The 15,130-nt window shown below is 64.2% G+C and carries 17 protein-coding genes and 1 tRNA gene; 17 read left to right on the plus strand and 1 reads right to left on the minus strand.

Annotated features, from left to right (window positions below; genetic code table 11):
* The first annotated feature begins 239 nt into the window (after window positions 1-239).
* The 11 genes from DOM54_RS12965 to DOM54_RS13015 are packed head-to-tail and all read left to right on the plus strand — an operon-like array spanning window position 240 to window position 6,683.
* Window positions 240-518 (plus strand): hypothetical protein, encoded by a 279-nt coding sequence (locus DOM54_RS12965; protein ID WP_162619870.1) that lies wholly within the window; start codon window positions 240-242, stop codon window positions 516-518.
* Window positions 519-549: 31 nt separating this feature from the next.
* A complete protein-coding gene (locus DOM54_RS12970; RefSeq protein WP_110716751.1) occupies window positions 550-1,905 on the plus strand; it encodes a DNA cytosine methyltransferase in 1,356 nt (451 codons plus the stop codon).
* Window positions 1,906-1,927: 22 nt separating this feature from the next.
* The gene (locus DOM54_RS12975) at window positions 1,928-2,863 is read left to right on the plus strand and encodes a recombination-associated protein RdgC (RefSeq protein ID WP_110716752.1); all 936 of its coding nucleotides are present in this window, start codon (window positions 1,928-1,930) and stop codon (window positions 2,861-2,863) included.
* Window positions 2,860-3,420, plus strand: coding sequence for a phiTE_072 family protein (locus DOM54_RS12980; RefSeq protein ID WP_110716753.1), 561 nt, complete (start codon window positions 2,860-2,862; stop codon window positions 3,418-3,420). The genes DOM54_RS12975 and DOM54_RS12980 overlap by 4 nt, the downstream gene beginning before the upstream one ends.
* On the plus strand, window positions 3,417-3,659 hold the full coding sequence (locus DOM54_RS12985) for a glutaredoxin domain-containing protein (protein ID WP_110716754.1): 243 nt from the start codon (window positions 3,417-3,419) through the stop codon (window positions 3,657-3,659). The genes DOM54_RS12980 and DOM54_RS12985 overlap by 4 nt, the downstream gene beginning before the upstream one ends.
* Window positions 3,656-4,162 (plus strand): hypothetical protein, encoded by a 507-nt coding sequence (locus DOM54_RS12990; protein ID WP_110716755.1) that lies wholly within the window; start codon window positions 3,656-3,658, stop codon window positions 4,160-4,162. Before DOM54_RS12985 ends, DOM54_RS12990 begins: the two co-directional genes overlap by 4 nt.
* A gap of 4 nt (window positions 4,163-4,166) precedes the next feature.
* Window positions 4,167-4,463 carry a hypothetical protein gene (locus tag DOM54_RS12995; RefSeq protein ID WP_110716756.1) on the plus strand — a complete coding sequence of 99 codons (297 nt, stop codon included), beginning with the start codon at window positions 4,167-4,169 and terminating at the stop codon, window positions 4,461-4,463.
* The gene (locus DOM54_RS20280) at window positions 4,460-5,329 is read left to right on the plus strand and encodes a dATP/dGTP pyrophosphohydrolase domain-containing protein (protein WP_206019099.1); all 870 of its coding nucleotides are present in this window, start codon (window positions 4,460-4,462) and stop codon (window positions 5,327-5,329) included. Before DOM54_RS12995 ends, DOM54_RS20280 begins: the two co-directional genes overlap by 4 nt.
* Window positions 5,326-5,790, plus strand: coding sequence for a hypothetical protein (locus DOM54_RS13005; protein WP_110716757.1), 465 nt, complete (start codon window positions 5,326-5,328; stop codon window positions 5,788-5,790). Before DOM54_RS20280 ends, DOM54_RS13005 begins: the two co-directional genes overlap by 4 nt.
* A 1-nt stretch (window position 5,791) precedes the next feature.
* Complete coding sequence (locus DOM54_RS13010; RefSeq protein ID WP_110716758.1) at window positions 5,792-6,340, plus strand: hypothetical protein; 549 nt, start codon at window positions 5,792-5,794, stop codon at window positions 6,338-6,340.
* Window positions 6,333-6,683 (plus strand): hypothetical protein, encoded by a 351-nt coding sequence (locus DOM54_RS13015; protein WP_110716759.1) that lies wholly within the window; start codon window positions 6,333-6,335, stop codon window positions 6,681-6,683. The genes DOM54_RS13010 and DOM54_RS13015 overlap by 8 nt, the downstream gene beginning before the upstream one ends.
* A 281-nt stretch (window positions 6,684-6,964) precedes the next feature.
* Here DOM54_RS13015 and DOM54_RS13025 read toward each other — a convergent pair.
* A tRNA-Ile gene (locus DOM54_RS13025) sits at window positions 6,965-7,041 on the minus strand.
* An 84-nt stretch (window positions 7,042-7,125) separates the two neighbouring features.
* Here DOM54_RS13025 and DOM54_RS13030 point away from each other — a divergent pair.
* From DOM54_RS13030 to DOM54_RS13055, 6 genes are all read left to right on the plus strand, one after another.
* Entirely contained in the window at window positions 7,126-7,734 is a 609-nt protein-coding gene (locus tag DOM54_RS13030) for a hypothetical protein (protein WP_240613892.1), read from the plus strand.
* A 3-nt stretch (window positions 7,735-7,737) separates the two neighbouring features.
* Window positions 7,738-8,484, plus strand: a complete 747-nt coding sequence (locus DOM54_RS13035; protein WP_162619871.1) for a 4'-phosphopantetheinyl transferase family protein — start codon at window positions 7,738-7,740, stop codon at window positions 8,482-8,484.
* 67 nt (window positions 8,485-8,551) lie between these two features.
* Window positions 8,552-9,448 (plus strand): lipid A hydroxylase LpxO, encoded by an 897-nt coding sequence (lpxO, locus tag DOM54_RS13040; RefSeq protein ID WP_206019100.1) that lies wholly within the window; start codon window positions 8,552-8,554, stop codon window positions 9,446-9,448.
* A gap of 210 nt (window positions 9,449-9,658) precedes the next feature.
* Entirely contained in the window at window positions 9,659-11,794 is a 2,136-nt protein-coding gene (locus tag DOM54_RS13045; RefSeq protein WP_110716762.1) for a TonB-dependent siderophore receptor, read from the plus strand.
* Window positions 11,795-12,233: 439 nt separating this feature from the next.
* Window positions 12,234-13,805 carry a pyridoxal phosphate-dependent decarboxylase family protein gene (locus DOM54_RS13050; protein ID WP_110716763.1) on the plus strand — a complete coding sequence of 524 codons (1,572 nt, stop codon included), beginning with the start codon at window positions 12,234-12,236 and terminating at the stop codon, window positions 13,803-13,805.
* Complete coding sequence (locus DOM54_RS13055) at window positions 13,799-15,121, plus strand: lysine N(6)-hydroxylase/L-ornithine N(5)-oxygenase family protein (protein ID WP_110716764.1); 1,323 nt, start codon at window positions 13,799-13,801, stop codon at window positions 15,119-15,121. The genes DOM54_RS13050 and DOM54_RS13055 overlap by 7 nt, the downstream gene beginning before the upstream one ends.
* Window positions 15,122-15,130 lie beyond the last annotated feature (9 nt).

A 15,130-nucleotide genomic window follows, 5' to 3' on the forward strand; every position in this document is an offset into this window, starting at 1 on the left:
CCCACGCAGTGCCAGCGGTGCGTAATCCGCTGGCCATCGGGGAGGGCTTTGCAGCGTCGGTGGCTTAACCACCGGGTGAATCTGCGGGCCCGGTGAAGCAGAGCCCTCCCCGATGCTGCGGCATCTCCTGCGTACCTTCGCCCGGCCCCGCGCCGGGCTCTTTTTTCCACCACCAGCACAGCGGCGAGCGCCCCAGTCCGGGTGCTGGCCTCTGTGCTGCACACCCACCGGAGTCAGCCATGCCGATCTACCTGCCGACCCGGCGGCATTGCCGATGCCGGGTGTGCGGCGCCCGACAGACGAAACCCATGCACCCCGACGAATACGTGCGCGGGCCGCGGTGCCGCAACTGCCACCGAGTCAACACGCTGCGCATCGACAAGTGGGCCGACGCCAAGCCCTGGCGCCAGCAGGTCTGCCGCTGCGACGGCTACCACTTCCCGCACCGGCGCGGCTCGCTCTGGTGCTACCACAACCCAGCTTACCCGGTAGACGAAGACCGGCGGCTGTTTGCCTGAGCGCATGGGAAGACCCTGGAGATACGACAACATGACCAGTCTTGCACTCAACCTATGCCATGAGCAGACGGCGGATAACTTCGCTGGTGCCGGCGGCGCATCGGAGGGAATCGAGCAGGCCCTGGGCCGGCCTGTGGATCTCGCGATCAACCACGACGCCGTGGCTATTGCCGCGCACACTGCCAACCACCCCGGCACAAGGCATGCCGTCGCCGACGTCTGGGACATCAACCCCGACGAGGCCACAGGTGGCCAGCCAGTGGGTCTGGCGTGGTTCTCGCCCGATTGCCGACACCACTCCAAGGCCAAGGGCGGGCGCCCGGTGAGCAAGAGCGTGCGCGGCCTGGCCTGGGTGTCAGTGCGCTGGGCAGCGCGGGTGAAACCGCGTGCGATCATTCTGGAGAACGTCGAGGAGTTCCTCGACTGGGGCCCCCTGGTCAAGAACGCCAAGGGCCACCTGGTGCCAGACCCGAAGCGCAAGGGACAGATGTTCCGCGGCTTTGTACGCGCGCTCCAGCGCCACGGTTACGAGGTCGACTGGCGCATCCTACGAGCATGCGACTACGGCACGCCGACAATTCGTAAGCGGCTGTTCCTGATAGCGCGGCGCGACAGCCTGCCGATCTCCTGGCCGAAGGCCACCCACGGAGACCCGGCGGCACCGGCTGTCCAGCGCGGCAAGCTGGCGCCCTACCGCACCGCCGCAGAGTGCATTGACTGGTCGATACCGTGCCCCAGCATCTTCGGCCGGAAAAAAACGCTTGCAGCTGCCACATTGGACCGTATCGCCAATGGCGTGATGCGCTTTGTCGTCCAGGCATCAGACCCATTCATAGCGCCGGTAATCGCTAGCGCTGAAGATCAGTCGTGCAAGGTCGCAGCTTTTGTGGCCAAGCATTACACCGGCGTGATCGGTGACGACTTACGCAAGCCGCTACCCACCATCACCGCCACCGACCATAACGGGCTCGTCACCGTATCGCTTACGCCTGCCGCGCAAGCCAGTGGTGCCAAGCCAGCTCTGGTAGCCGCTTTCCTCGCACCGTACTACGGCACCGGGTCAGGCGAGACAGGGCGAGATCTGCGCAAGCCGCTCCCCACCATCACTACTACTGATCGCTTCCAGTTGGTCACCGTCACGATCGATGGCGAGAGCTACACCATTACAGACATTGGCACGCGCATGTTCCAGCCACACGAGCTTGCGGCCGCCCAAGGCTTCCCTGCCAGCTACCAGTTCGCAGAGATCGACGGCAAGCCGGTGCCCAAGCGCACTCAGGTGCGCCTGATCGGCAACAGCGTGTGCCCGCCCCTGGCCCGCGCTCTGGTCGAGGCCAACTTCACCCACGAGCAGAAATTCATGGCCGCGCCGGCGAACGCCGCGTGACCGCCGCCAAGGAGGCTTACCCATGTGGTTCAAGAACGCCCACCTATTCCGAGTCCATGACGCAGACATCATCGAGCTCGACGCCCTCGAAGCCGCCCTGGCCGAGTTCGCCTTCCGGCCGGTGTCGCCGCGAGAAGCTCGCCGGGTCGGCTGGACGACGCCGGCCGGCAAGCGCAGCCAGGTCCGCGTCCACGAGATCCAGGGGCACCGCCTGATCGCGATGCTGCGCCAGGAGCGTCTGCTCCCCGCCGCCGTGGTCAATGACGAAGTCAGCGAGCGCGCCGAGGCCAGGGAACTTGCCGAAGGCCAGCCGCTCTCCCGGCGGGAACGTCAGCTTCTCAAGGAGCAGGTGCTCGAGGAGCTGCTACCCCAGGCGTTCACCCGCACCCAGCGTGTCGAGCTCTGGTGGGACACCACCCGCCACCTGATCGGCATCAACGCCTCCAGCCGCAAGCGTGCCGAGGAGGTGCTCGACCTGCTCCGCCAGACGCTGGGGTCGCTCAAAGTCACCCCGCTGGCCACTAAGACGCCGCCATCACGCGGCATGACGGCCTGGCTATCCGATCCCGGCCAACGCCCCGCCAGCCTGCTGCTGGGTGACCGGGTCGAGCTACGCGCCGCTGAGGATGAAGGCGTGATCGGCGCACGCTCGGTCGACCTCGACAGCGAGGAGATGCAGAGCCTGCTCGAAGGCGGCCGCCAAGTGTCCCGTCTGAGCCTGGGCAGCGAAGGCCAGCTTCGCGCTGTGCTGCATGACGACCTCGCGCTCAAGTCCCTGCAGTTCGACGATGCCCTACTCGACGAAGCCAGCCAGACCGACGACGGCGACGACCCCGTGGTCAGCCTCGAAACCGACTTCGCCCTGATGACCGGCGCCCTCGTCACCTTCACCAACCAGCTGATCGAGTGGCTGGGCGGCGAGGCCGATCCGGCAGCGTCGATGGAGAAGACGCCATGAAAGTGATCGAGAAACAGGTGACACAGCTCACCATCGTAGGCGCGGGTCGGGCAACTGGCCTGGGCGAGATCGACCCCATCGATGTGATTCTCGAGGATCACGGCCCTGCTCGGGGCCAAATCACGATCAACGTCTTCGGGGAGGCCTGGAGCCATTACTGGCCGGCAATGGGCGACTTTGGCATCGAGTCGTTCGTTGCCAAGGTCAGCACCCACTACCTCGCCAACAAGCTGCGCCGGCCGGACGAGAAGTTCACCGAGATCGATGGTGACGAACTGGTCGCGAAGATGAAGCACGGCGTCATTACCGATCGGCGAGATAAGCAAATTGATGAGCGTGAGGCGCGCGAACTTTGGGAGGAGATCGAAGCATTCGCGTCAGACGAGCGCTGGGGATCTATCGGCGAGAGCGAAGCCGAGCTGCTCCACAAGACGCTCGGCGATGACTGGTGGGAATGCATGAGTGAGCGCACCAGCAGCCACGGCCAGTACGTTCTCGACATCTGTGCGGCGGTGCAGCAGGTGCTGGGCGAGCGCGTCGCCAAGGTGGCCGCATGAACATCACCGTCTACACCGGTCCGGCCTGCCCGCGCTGCGAAGCCACCAAGCGCGCGCTCGACAAGGCGGGCCACGGGTACAGCACGTGGGACACCGGCGAATCAGATCGCGAGCGTTTCCGAGCCGCCGGCCACCGGTCACTGCCGGTGGTGGTCGTCACCAACGACCACGGCGAAACGCTCGACGAGTGGTCGGGTTTCCGCCCGGACAAGATCAACGCCCTGGAGGTGTCGTCATGAATCGAGAGGTGCAACGCAACACGCCGGGCGGCTGGCTCCGAGGACTCGCCCTGGCGCTGGCTCACACCGGCAAGCGTCAAGAGATCGACACCGCGCCGATCCGCCCCTACCGGGCCAAGCGGCCGCCCTCGAATGGCCGGGAACGCAAAGCCGCCGCCGAGGAACGCCGGGCACGGCGGAATGCCAAGCGCGCCGTGCACGCCCGTCGCCAGCGAGAAGGAGTGGAACAGTCTCATTACACCCCCGACATGGCCGGCAGCGGGCAGCACGGAATCTGCGCTCACTGCGGCAAGCCGCCAACGCCTGAGGGCCACGACGGGTGCCTCGGCACCCTCCCCGAGCAGGTTGTCATGAACGCCTGCTGCGGCCATGGCAACGATCGCCAGGCCTACGTCCAGCACTGGGACGGAACCGCCAGCCGCGGTGCCGATGCGCTTGAAGAGCAGCGCCGGCTGATCCACGGAACCATGGCCGTCCCTGCTCGATTGCTACAAGGGAGATGACCGTATGAGCAACGCAACGATTATCGACCACCCGATGACCGGCGAGCCGACCACGTTCTCGGAACTCGCCACCTTCTCCGGCATCGCCAAGGACACGCTCCGGTACCGCTACTACGACCTCAACCAGCGCGGCCCGGAGCTGATCGATCCGCCCACGGGTGATCACTACAAGCGCTCGCGGGCTACGACCAAGGCCGACCGCGTCCGCCGATTCCAGCGCGACCTGAATGCCTGGCTTGTCTCTCCCAGTGGCCGACTCTCAACCCACCTATTCCGCGACTTCCGCCGAGGTGCTGCATGAACCACATCTGGAACCTGATCGCCTGGATCGTCAGCCGCCGGCGTGTTGCCGATTGGCTGATCAAGCGCAGCCAGCGCACGCCCTACTTCGACATCGTGAAGGACGGCGAGACCTACATGCGCCGCTGGTGGCTGTTCAATCCGTACGGCTACGAGAGCCGCCAGCCGCGGCATCGGTGGTGCCCTATCTCGATCCGCGTGCATCACATCGTGAAGCCGGATGAAGACCGCCACCTGCACGACCACCCGTGGAGCGCCCGCACGATCATCCTGCGCGGGAGCTATCTCGAAGAACTGCCAACCGGTATTGACGGACGCCATCCGATCCGAGGGCATCGCTTGCACCGACAGCGTGTCGGTCAATTCCGCCAGCAAGGCGACACCGCCCGGATCGGCTTCGGCCAGTTCCATCGCATCGCTCACGTCAGCCACGGCGGCGTCTACACGCTCTTCATCTCCGGACCCAATCGCGGCAGTTGGGGCTTCCTCGTCGGCGGCGAGAAGGTGCCGTGGCGTGAGTATCTGGGCATCCCCGAGCCCTTCCGGCTGGATCTCGCCGAGCACATCGCCCGCCAGCAGCGTTTCAGCGAGGCGACTTTCGGCCCAGGTGATCGCGCACAGGGTGTCGTTGACCACATCCGGAAGGAGCTGCGCGAGATCGAGTCAGCGCCAAGGGATCTAGAGGAGTGGATCGACGTGGCCACCCTCGCCCTCGACGGCGCTTGGCGCGCTGGCCACTCGCCGGACGATATCGCCCGAGCTCTCGACGCGAAGCTCACCAAGAACGAGAACCGCTCGTGGCCTGATTGGCGAACAGCCGATCGCAACAAAGCCATCGAGCATGACCGGACCGGAGAGACGGCATGAGCCGATACGCCGAAAACACCTCGGTTTCGAGCGAGCGGAGCCGCGCCGAGATCGAGCAGACGCTTTCCCGCTATGGCGCCGACGGCTTCATGTACGGCTGGGACGGCGGTACCGCGGTACTGGCGTTCCAGATGCACGGTCGGCGGATTCGCTTCGACCTGCAGATGCCGGAGCGCAACGCCGAGGAGTTCACGAAGACCGAGACCGGCCGCGACCGATCGGCAGCCCAGGCCGCCAAAGCCTGGGAGCAGGCTTGCCGCCAGCGCTGGCGAGCCCTCGCCCTGGTCATCAAGGCCAAGCTCGAAGCGGTCGAGTCCGGCATCACGATGTTCGAAGAGGAGTTCCTCGCCCACATCGTCCTACCCAATGGCAGCACGGTCGGCGGATGGATGCTCCCGCAGGTCAAGAAATCATACGACAGCGGCAGCATGCCGCCGCTGCTGCCGAAGCCAGGAGAGTGATATGGGCGATGAAACTCAGGCAGAGACGCGGACCCATTCAGAACTTTGCCTGCGCGCCGAGAGGTGGCTGCGAAACTCAATCGGTTGTGGTGTGACCTTCGATGATCGCTTCCAGGCGGCCACCCATAACGGCGAACAACCCGACGCCATCGGCTGGCGAGATGGGCTTTCTTTTCTGGTCGAGGTGAAGGTCAGCCGAGCAGATTTCCTTGCCGACAAGAAGAAACAATTCCGGAGCGATTCATCCCTCGGCATGGGCGACTGGCGCTTCTATATGTGTCCGCCAGGCATGATTGTTCCGAGCGAGCTACCCGAAGGCTGGGGACTACTCTACTGCCACGCCAGGAGGGTCGAGAAGGTTCACGGCGTGCCAAACAACACTCAATACTGGATGGGGAAGCCATTCAACGGCAATAAACTGCCTGAGATGCAGCTCATGTACTCCGCGCTACGCCGGCTCAAGCTGCGCGGGCGCTTCCATGAGATCTACTACCCGCTGCATGTAACGGTAACTGAGAAGCTCGACACCACCGAGGGCGCCGATGGCTAAATCCAAACCGCTCCACTGGAAAGAGCCGGAGACAGAGAACTGCCCGCAGTGCAACGGATCCGGCGAGTGGCGCGGCATGTTCGGCTCGGGGCCCTGCGCGATGTGTGACGGCACCGGGTTGGTTGGAGAGGACGGCGAGCCACTGCCCCGCGAGGATCTGCTCGCGATGATGCGCCGCCAGCGCGATCGGATAGCCGGCAAGCTCGAGGAGGCCCGCCAGCATTACCGCCAGCTACTGCATACCCCAGGGGTCCGAGAAGCGCTCGCCGCCGAGTATGAGCGAAAGCAAGAGCGGCAGCGTGACGAAGACATGGCGCATCGAAAGCGCCTGAGAGGAGGTTGAGATGATGGAACGATACAGCGACAACCCGATCATACGGGTAGGAGAAGCGGCGAAGTCATTGGGTATCAGCCGCAAGACGCTCTACAACTGGTGGGCGAAGTATGGTCGGTTTCCGCCGCCCACGGAGTATTCACCGGGCGTTCGCGGATGGAGGAAGGCAACGTTCGAAGAGTCAGTGAAGCGGATGGAGCAGACTCACTAAGGGAATACCTAACAGCCCCCTGTACAGCCACCTAGCAAAATGCCAGAAAAGATAAATTGCGGTAAGATGTTGATTTTGATGGTGGGCCCAGTAGGACTTGAACCTACGACCAAGGGATTATGAGTCCCCTGCTCTAACCAACTGAGCTATAGGCCCTGAAACGCGGGAGCCGTATGATAACCAAAGCGGTCGGCACAGGCCAGCCGCTATTGAAGGCCATGAATGTCCAGGGAGGACACGATGTCACCGAAACCGATCGTTCGCCGCGTCATGGGTATCGGCCTGGCCACCGGGCTGCTCCTGTCCTGCGGCCTGGCCCAGGCGGCGTGGCAGCTCGACCCCAATCAGTCCCGCGTCACGGCCACGGTGACCGAGATCACCAGCGGGGGCGAGTCGATCACCCACGAGCACGCCCTGCGCCGCATGGAGGGCCAGATCAGCGCGGACGGCACGCTGAAGCTGCCCATTCGGCTCAACCAGACCGATGTGCTGGATCGCCTCGGCGATCTGCCGCCGTGGATGTCCTCGCTCACCAACACCACCCTGGTGACGGTCGTCACTCACCTGCCTCCGGAAAGGATCAACTCGCTGGCCGTCGGCCAGTCGACGGTAGAAATACTAACGCTCCGCACCGATTCCAACGGCGAGCAGCGCCAGGAGAAGCTGCCGGTGCGCTTCACCCGCGAGGCCGCCGATGTCGTGCGCGCCCGCAATGCCGAGCCGGTGTCGTTGGACGGCAAGGAGCTGATGAAGAACCAGACCGTGCGTTCGATCCTCTCGCTGATGGGATACCAGCAGATTGGCGACGAGGTGCCGGTCGAGCTGAATGCCGTCCTGGTCGATCGCTGAGCGATGTCCGGATTCGAAGCCGCTGTCACTGAATTGCCGCCAGGGTGCCACTCGCCATTGAACGAGTGGCCCTGGCGCGAAGCCTTGCCCTGGGCGAGTTTCAGTGCCCTGCGTTTCGATACCGGGGTGCTGTGCGAGGCCGATCTCGATGGCTGGCACCTTTCGCTGCCGGAACGCCTGGCGACGGCGGCGCCCAAGCGTCGGGCCGAGTTTCTGGCTGGCCGGCTGAGCGCCCGCCACGCGCTCGCCGAACTGACGGGCTCGCCGGCGACACCGGCGCAGGACGCCGAGCGCCTCCCCCGGTGGCCAGCGGGTACCGTCGGTTCGATCACTCACAGCCGGGGGCTGGCGGCGGCGGTCGTCGCCGAGCGGGAAGCGTGTCGCGGCATCGGCCTGGACGCCGAGATGGAGATGACCGCTGAACGTGCGCGCCGCCTGGCGCCACAGATCCTGGTGGCATCGGAACGCGAATGGTTCGACGACCTGCCCGGTGAGCGACAGGGGGAGTTCCTCACCGTGGCGTTCTCGCTCAAGGAGAGCCTGTTCAAGGCGCTCTACCCGCTGGTGCGCCGACGCTTCTACTTTCCCCATGCCCGGGTGACCGCCTGGGACGCCGAAGGCGGGACGGTGGCGATCGAGCTGCTCGAGACACTGTCGCCGGAGTGGCGGGCCGGTGCTCGACTGACCGGCCAGGTGGCGAAAATCGGCGACTATCTCTTGACGCTGATCGCGATCTCGCGAAAATCGTGAGCGGACAAACTAATTTCACTGAAGCGCGATCGCCCGTGGCGATTGGCTCGCCAGCGGAACCGATCCCATGATCAAGTGGATACTGATACTGCTTTTCATCGCCAGTGTGCTCTACACGCACTATCGCGGGCGCGTGCGCCACAAGCCCTTGCGCCAGCTCTCCGATCACTCGACTTTCATGGCGCCGATCAACGCGCTGATGACGCTCTTCGGCCGCGACAAGGATCGCCCCTACCATGACCTGGGGAACTATCCGGAGCTCGAGCGCCTGACCGGCAACTGGGAGACGATCCGTGACGAAGCGCTGGCGCTGCAGGACCACATCAAGGCCTCGTCCCGCTACGACGATGCCGGTTTCAACTCCTTCTTCCGCCGGGGTTGGAAGCGCTTCTACCTGAAGTGGTACGGCGAGAGCCACGCCTCGGCAGAGCAGCTCTGCCCGCAGACCACGCAGCTGTTGGTGGGCATCCCCAACGTCAAGGCCGCGATGTTCGCCGAGCTGCCGGCGGGCAGTCATCTGACCCTGCACCGGGACCCGTATGCCGGCTCCCTGCGCTATCACCTGGGCCTGATCACCCCCAACGACGATCGCTGCTACATCGATGTCGATGGCGAGAAGTACAGCTGGCGCGACGGCGAGGCCGTGATGTTCGACGAGACCTATCTGCATCGCGCCGAAAACGGCTCCGAGCAGAATCGCATCATCCTGTTCTGCGACATCGAACGACCGATGAAATATGGCTGGGCCCGCAGTCTCAACCACTTCTTCGGCCGTACCGTGATGGCCGCCGCCAGTTCGCCCAACGACGACAAAGATCGCACTGGCGGGCTGAATCGCGCCTTCAAGTACATCTACGCGGTTCGGCGCCAGGGCAAGGCGCTCAAGAAGCGCAACAAGACGCTCTACTACGCCATCAAGTGGGCACTGTTCGCCCTGGTGATCATCGCCATCATCACCTGGTGAACATCGCCAAAGGGTCGGTAAACGCCGGCCCTTCCCTCTTCCCTCTTCCCTCTTCCCTAGATCGTCGGCATTCGCCGCTCTCGTTGTAACGCCTCTCCCCTTTTTTGAAAAAAATCGTCATTGCGGTTCAGAAACCGGACTCCCCTACGTCTTCTTATTGGCAACATCCATGGATAAGAACGATTTTCATTCAAGGGGAGTCTGTCGTTCATGCATTACGTTCTGCGCTATCCGGCAAGTGCACTGGCCTGCGCCTGCCTGTCGTTTCCCGTCTGGGCCCAGCAGACGGGCGACAACACCGTCGCCACCACGGCGTCGGCTGAAACCGCCAACCTCGATACCGTCACGGTGACCGGGCAGTCGGCCGCGACCAAGACCGAGACGCCCATCGTCGAAACGCCGCAGACGGTATCCAACGTCGATCGCGCCGAGATGGACGAACGCGGAGTGCGCACGGTGCGCGAAGCGGCACAGTACACGCCCGGGGTCTATACCAACCAGGTCGGCGCGTCCAATCGTTACGACTACTTGGTCATGCGGGGGTTCTCCGACGGCAGCCTGAGCAACACCTATCTCGATGGGCTCAAGGTGATGGGCGACGCCAACAGCTACAGCTCGATGGTGATCGATCCGTGGTTCCTGGATAACGTCGAGATCGTCAAGGGACCGGCCTCGGTGCTCTACGGGCGCTCGTCCCCCGGTGGTCTCGTGGCCTTGACCAGCAAGCAGCCGCTTTTCGAGAGCCGCAACGAGCTCCGTTTCAGCACCGGCACCAACAGCCAGCGCAGCGCCGCGTTCGACTTCACCGGCCCGCTGGACGACGAGCGGCGCGTCGCCTATCGCCTGGTCGGCATCGGCAGCAAGTCGGACACCCAGTTCGACCACGTCGAGGAGGAGCGCTACGCCATCGCGCCCTCGATCACCTGGGACGCCACCGACGACACCAGCATCACCCTGATGGCCTACCTGCAGCACGATCCCGAAGGCAGCTATCACTCCGGCGTACCCTACGAGGGCGCCGTCAGTCGCCACAATGGCCGACATATCAGCAACAACTTCTTCGACGGCGAGGCCGACTACGACAAGTACGAGCGCACCCAGCGCATGTTCGGCTACAACCTCGAGCACCGTTTCAGCGACAACGTCACCGGTCGTCAGAAACTGCGCTACCTGAACTCGGACGTCGAGCTGAACCAGGTCTACGGCTTCGGCTGGGTATCGCCGGACTCCAACGAACTGAACCGCTACTACTCCGGCGGACGCGAGTCGCTGCAAGCGTGGACCGTCGACAACCAGGTGGAAGCAAAGCTCAAGGGCGGGTTCATCGACCACACCGTGCTGGTCGGCGTGGATTACCAGAAGCGCAAGAATGACGTCACCTGGACCTACGGTTCCTTCCCCAGTCTCGATGCCTTCGACCCCAGCTATGGTGCGGCCCCCCAAGCGCCGGGTATCTACACGATCGCGGACGAGCGTCATGAACTCAGCCAGACCGGGATCTACCTGCAGGATCAGATGGCGATCGACCAGTGGCGCCTCACCCTGGGCGGCCGCTACGACTGGGTCGACATCAAGAACAAGAACCATCTCACCGATAACGAGAGCACACTCGACGATACCCAGTTCAGCGGTCGTGTCGGCGCGCTCTACCTGTTCGACAACGGCCTCGCGCCGTACCTGAGCTACAACACCGCCTTCACGCCGACCAGTTTCGTCGATGCGGAAGGCGATCTGCTGGAACCCATGGAGGGTGAACAGTGGGAAACCGGGCTCAAGTACCAGCCTCCAGGAAGCCGCGATCTCTATACCTTGTCGCTGTTCCGGATCAATCAGAAGAACGTGGCCACCAAGGAGCAACCCAGCGACCCCTATCGCTCCGTGGGCGAGATCCGTTCCCAGGGCGTCGAGCTGCAGGCCCGAACCTGGCTGACCGACAACTTCCGCCTGCAGGCCGGCTACAGCTACACCGACATTCGTTACACCAAGAGCGACGACCCGGAAGAGGACGGCAACTACGCCATCTATGCGCCGCGTCACCAGGCCAGCCTGTGGGGGCACTATGCGTTTGACCGTGGTGCGCTCGACGGGCTCGATGCCGGCCTGGGCGTGCGTTACTACGCGGATGTCTATGCCGATCGCGCCAACACCGAAACGGTTCCCGACTACACCCTGGTGGATGCCGCGGTGGGTTATGACCTGAGTCAGGTCGGGCTGCAAGGGGTCAGCGCCCGGGTCAACGTCGGCAACCTGCTCGACAAGGAGTACGTGGCGTCGTGCAACTCGCTCGAGTACTGCTACTTCGGCGCGGAGCGTAACGTCACCGCCACCGTTTCCTATCAGTTCTGATCCCACCGGGAGGAGACCACAGCTAGACCATTCGACCACGCGGACGCCTGGCTAAGCTCTGTCTGAAAAATCGGCGAGCGATAGCCAGACAAGGCAAAAATCGGCGAAAGACGGACCGGGCTGGCGCTCCAGTTTACGGGGTGTAAATGAGTATTTTGAGCCGATTTTTAACGCCGTATGGTTAAGCGCAGACATTTTTCAGACAAAGCGTAGCGCCCGTCCGGCGAACCGGGAGGCAGGGACGCCTCCCCGTCTCGACTCGCCACGCGACAGTCCGGCCCGGCAACGCCAGCGGGCCATCAACGCATCACCGTATTCGAGGTTCATCAACGCGCGCCCACGGCGTCGCGTAGGCCGCGCCTTTGTCCGCAGGAACGTCATCCCGGCGCTTCCGGCCATCGACCCAGGCGCCGAAGTGAGGCAATCAGGAGGATCTGCCATGCGATACGACACGGAGCTTGCTCCCGCCATTGTGCTACGACGCTCCCGACCCGATAGCCGGGACCAACCGCCGGCCCTGTTCAACGAGCAGGCGCTGGAGGCCTACCGCAGTGGCATGCAGCGCTGCGTCGAGCGGGTCCGGGACACCCTGACCCGTGCCCGGAATCCCTGCAGCGGCATCGAGCCCCACGAACTGCAGCCCGCCTTCGAGGCGATCGATCTCGACCGTCCGCTCGACGATCTCGAGGCCAGTCTCGACGAACTGCAGCGGCTCTATCTCGATCACGCCGTTTACTTCCATCACCCGCGTTACGTCGCGCATCTCAACTGCCCGATCACGCTGCCGTCGATCCTGGCCGAGGCGATCGCCACGCCGCTCAACACGGCCGTGGAAACCTGGGACCAGAGCGCCGGCGCGACCCTGATCGAGCAGAAGCTGATCGACTGGACCGCGGCGCGTGTCGGCCTCGGCGAAGACGCCGACGGCGTGTTCACCAGCGGCGGTACCCAGTCCAACCTGATGGCCTTGAGCATCGCCCGCGACAGCGCCTGCGAAGCGATGCCCGGACACCCCGGCAATCGCCATCACGGGCTACCTCCGAACTACCGCCAGCTACGCATCCTCACTTCCGAGGTCAGCCACTTCAGCGTGCAGAAGGCGGCCGCGCTGCTGGGCCTCGGCTACGACGCCGTGATCACCGTGCCGAGCGACGCCAGCAAGTGCATGGATATCGGGGCGCTCGAGACGGCGCTGAACGAGTGCGACGAGGCGGGTCTGATCCCGTTCGCGATCGTCGCCACCGCGGGCACCACCGACTTCGGCAGCATCGACCCAATCCCCGCCATCGCCGAACGCTGCCACCAGCGCGGCATCTGGCTGCATGTGGATGCGGCCTACGGCGGCGGGCTGCTGCTCTCCCGCCGACACCGTCACTGGCTCGCCGGGATCGAGCAGGCGGACTCGGTCAGCATCGACTACCACAAGACCTTCTTCCAGCCGGTGAGCTGCAGCGCCTGTCTGGTTCGCGACCGCCGCCAACTGCGCCATATCACCTACCATGCCGACTACCTCAATCCTCGCGATCAAGCCGAGGAAGGCACCCCGGACCTGGTCAACAAGAGCCTTCAGACGACGCGGCGCTTCGACGCCCTGAAGCTCTGGATGACCCTGCGCACGCTGGGCGCCGAGCGCCTCGGCGACTATCTCGACGAGGTGATCGAACTGGCACAGCAGGCTTACCGGGCCATGCGCCAGAGAGACGACATCGAGGTACTGCTGCCGCCGGCATTGAGCACGCTGGTCTTCCGTTACCGTCCCGACGGCGTGGACGACGACAGCGATCTCGAAACGCTCAATCAGCAGATCCGTCAGACCCTGTCGCGACGCGGCGAGGCGGTCGTCGCCGGCACGCGGGTCGACGGCCGCTTCCATCTCAAGTTCACGCTGCTCAACCCCATGACCCGCCTCGAGGAACTGGTGGCGCTGGTCGCGGAGATCACCCGAGCCGGCGAGTCACTGGCCGCGTCTTCCAATCGTCCATCCCCCGTCTGGAGCCAGTCATCATGCTGAGCCGCATCTACGACTTCATCGCCGTCGGCCTGGGGCCGTTCAACCTCGGCCTCGCCTGCCTGACCGATCCCATCGACGATCTCGACGGTCTGTTCCTCGAGCGCCGCTCGAGTTTCGACTGGCACCCCGGGCTGCTGCTCGAGGATGCCACCTTGCAGACGCCCTTCATGGCCGATCTGGTCACGCTGGCCGACCCAACCAACCGATTCAGTTTTCTCAACTACCTGAAATCCCAGGGGCGGCTCTACAACTTCTACATACGCGAGAACTTCTTCCTGCTGCGCAGCGAGTACAACCGGTACTGCCAGTGGGTCACCACGCAGCTCGAGTCTCTGCGCTTCAATCGCGATGTCCAGAGCATTACCTACGACGACGCCGAGCAGTGCTATCGCATCCGCTGCCGCGATACTCGAAAGAACGAAAACCGCATCTATCGCGCCCGCCGGCTGGTGCTGGGCACCGGTAACGAGCCGATGATTCCGGCCTGCTGCCAGCCGGTGGCGGAGCGGGTGGTGCACTCCTCTCGCTATCTCGATCACAAGGCCGCGCTGCAGGCGAAGTCGGCGATCACGATCGTCGGCAGCGGCCAGAGCGCCGCCGAGATCTATCTCGACCTGCTCGAGGGGATCGACACTCACGGTTATACCCTGAGCTGGGTCACCCGCTCGCCGCGATTCTTCCCGCTGGAGTACGGCAAGCTGACGCTCGAGATGACCTCGCCGGATTACATCGACTATTTCCACGCCCTGCCCGAGGCGACCCGGGACGAGCTGATGCGCCAGCAGAAGGGGCTCTACAAGGGCATCAATCTCGATCTCATCAATACCATCTACGACCGCCTTTACACCAAGAGCCTGCAAGGCAAGGTGGATACCCACCTGCTGACCTGCGCCCAGCTCGATAGCTGTCGCTTCGATGCCGCCCATCGCCGCTTCGACCTGACCTTCACCCACACCGAGCAGGATCGACGCTTCGACCACCAGACGGAGGGCGTGATCCTGGCCACCGGCTACGCGGCCCAGACCCCGGCCTTCCTCGCCCCGATCGAGGAGCGGATCCGTCGGGACGGCGCCGGTCGCTATGCGGTGGGCCGCTACTACGGCATCGGCATCGACGACGACATCTTCGTCCAGAACGCCGAGCTGCATACCCACGGCCTGGTCGCCCCCGATCTCGGCATGGCGTGCTACCGCAACGCCTGCATCATCCGCGAACTCGCCGGCCGCGAGGTCTATCCCGTGGAGCGCGGCTTCACCTTCCAGGACTTCGGCGCGCCCGACGACCGCGTGTTCCAGCCCCAGCGAGCCACGGCATGACCGCTGTCG

The organism is Salinicola acroporae, assembly GCF_003206615.1.
Taxonomy (GTDB): Bacteria; Pseudomonadota; Gammaproteobacteria; order Pseudomonadales; family Halomonadaceae; genus Salinicola; species Salinicola acroporae.

Excerpts from the sequence above, each read along its gene's own strand:
- DOM54_RS12965 (WP_162619870.1), top strand. The coding sequence starts at position 240 with ATGCCGATCTACCTGCCGACCCGGCGGCATTGCCGATGCCGGGTGTGC.
- DOM54_RS12970 (WP_110716751.1), top strand. The coding sequence starts at position 550 with ATGACCAGTCTTGCACTCAACCTATGCCATGAGCAGACGGCGGATAAC.
- DOM54_RS12975 (WP_110716752.1), top strand. The coding sequence starts at position 1,928 with ATGTGGTTCAAGAACGCCCACCTATTCCGAGTCCATGACGCAGACATC.
- DOM54_RS12980 (WP_110716753.1), top strand. The coding sequence starts at position 2,860 with ATGAAAGTGATCGAGAAACAGGTGACACAGCTCACCATCGTAGGCGCG.
- DOM54_RS12985 (WP_110716754.1), top strand. The coding sequence starts at position 3,417 with ATGAACATCACCGTCTACACCGGTCCGGCCTGCCCGCGCTGCGAAGCC.
- DOM54_RS12990 (WP_110716755.1), top strand. The coding sequence starts at position 3,656 with ATGAATCGAGAGGTGCAACGCAACACGCCGGGCGGCTGGCTCCGAGGA.
- DOM54_RS12995 (WP_110716756.1), top strand. The coding sequence starts at position 4,167 with ATGAGCAACGCAACGATTATCGACCACCCGATGACCGGCGAGCCGACC.
- DOM54_RS20280 (WP_206019099.1), top strand. The coding sequence starts at position 4,460 with ATGAACCACATCTGGAACCTGATCGCCTGGATCGTCAGCCGCCGGCGT.
- DOM54_RS13005 (WP_110716757.1), top strand. The coding sequence starts at position 5,326 with ATGAGCCGATACGCCGAAAACACCTCGGTTTCGAGCGAGCGGAGCCGC.
- DOM54_RS13010 (WP_110716758.1), top strand. The coding sequence starts at position 5,792 with ATGGGCGATGAAACTCAGGCAGAGACGCGGACCCATTCAGAACTTTGC.
- DOM54_RS13015 (WP_110716759.1), top strand. The coding sequence starts at position 6,333 with ATGGCTAAATCCAAACCGCTCCACTGGAAAGAGCCGGAGACAGAGAAC.
- DOM54_RS13030 (WP_240613892.1), top strand. The coding sequence starts at position 7,126 with ATGTCACCGAAACCGATCGTTCGCCGCGTCATGGGTATCGGCCTGGCC.
- DOM54_RS13035 (WP_162619871.1), top strand. The coding sequence starts at position 7,738 with ATGTCCGGATTCGAAGCCGCTGTCACTGAATTGCCGCCAGGGTGCCAC.
- lpxO (WP_206019100.1), top strand. The coding sequence starts at position 8,552 with ATGATCAAGTGGATACTGATACTGCTTTTCATCGCCAGTGTGCTCTAC.
- DOM54_RS13045 (WP_110716762.1), top strand. The coding sequence starts at position 9,659 with ATGCATTACGTTCTGCGCTATCCGGCAAGTGCACTGGCCTGCGCCTGC.
- DOM54_RS13050 (WP_110716763.1), top strand. The coding sequence starts at position 12,234 with ATGCGATACGACACGGAGCTTGCTCCCGCCATTGTGCTACGACGCTCC.
- DOM54_RS13055 (WP_110716764.1), top strand. The coding sequence starts at position 13,799 with ATGCTGAGCCGCATCTACGACTTCATCGCCGTCGGCCTGGGGCCGTTC.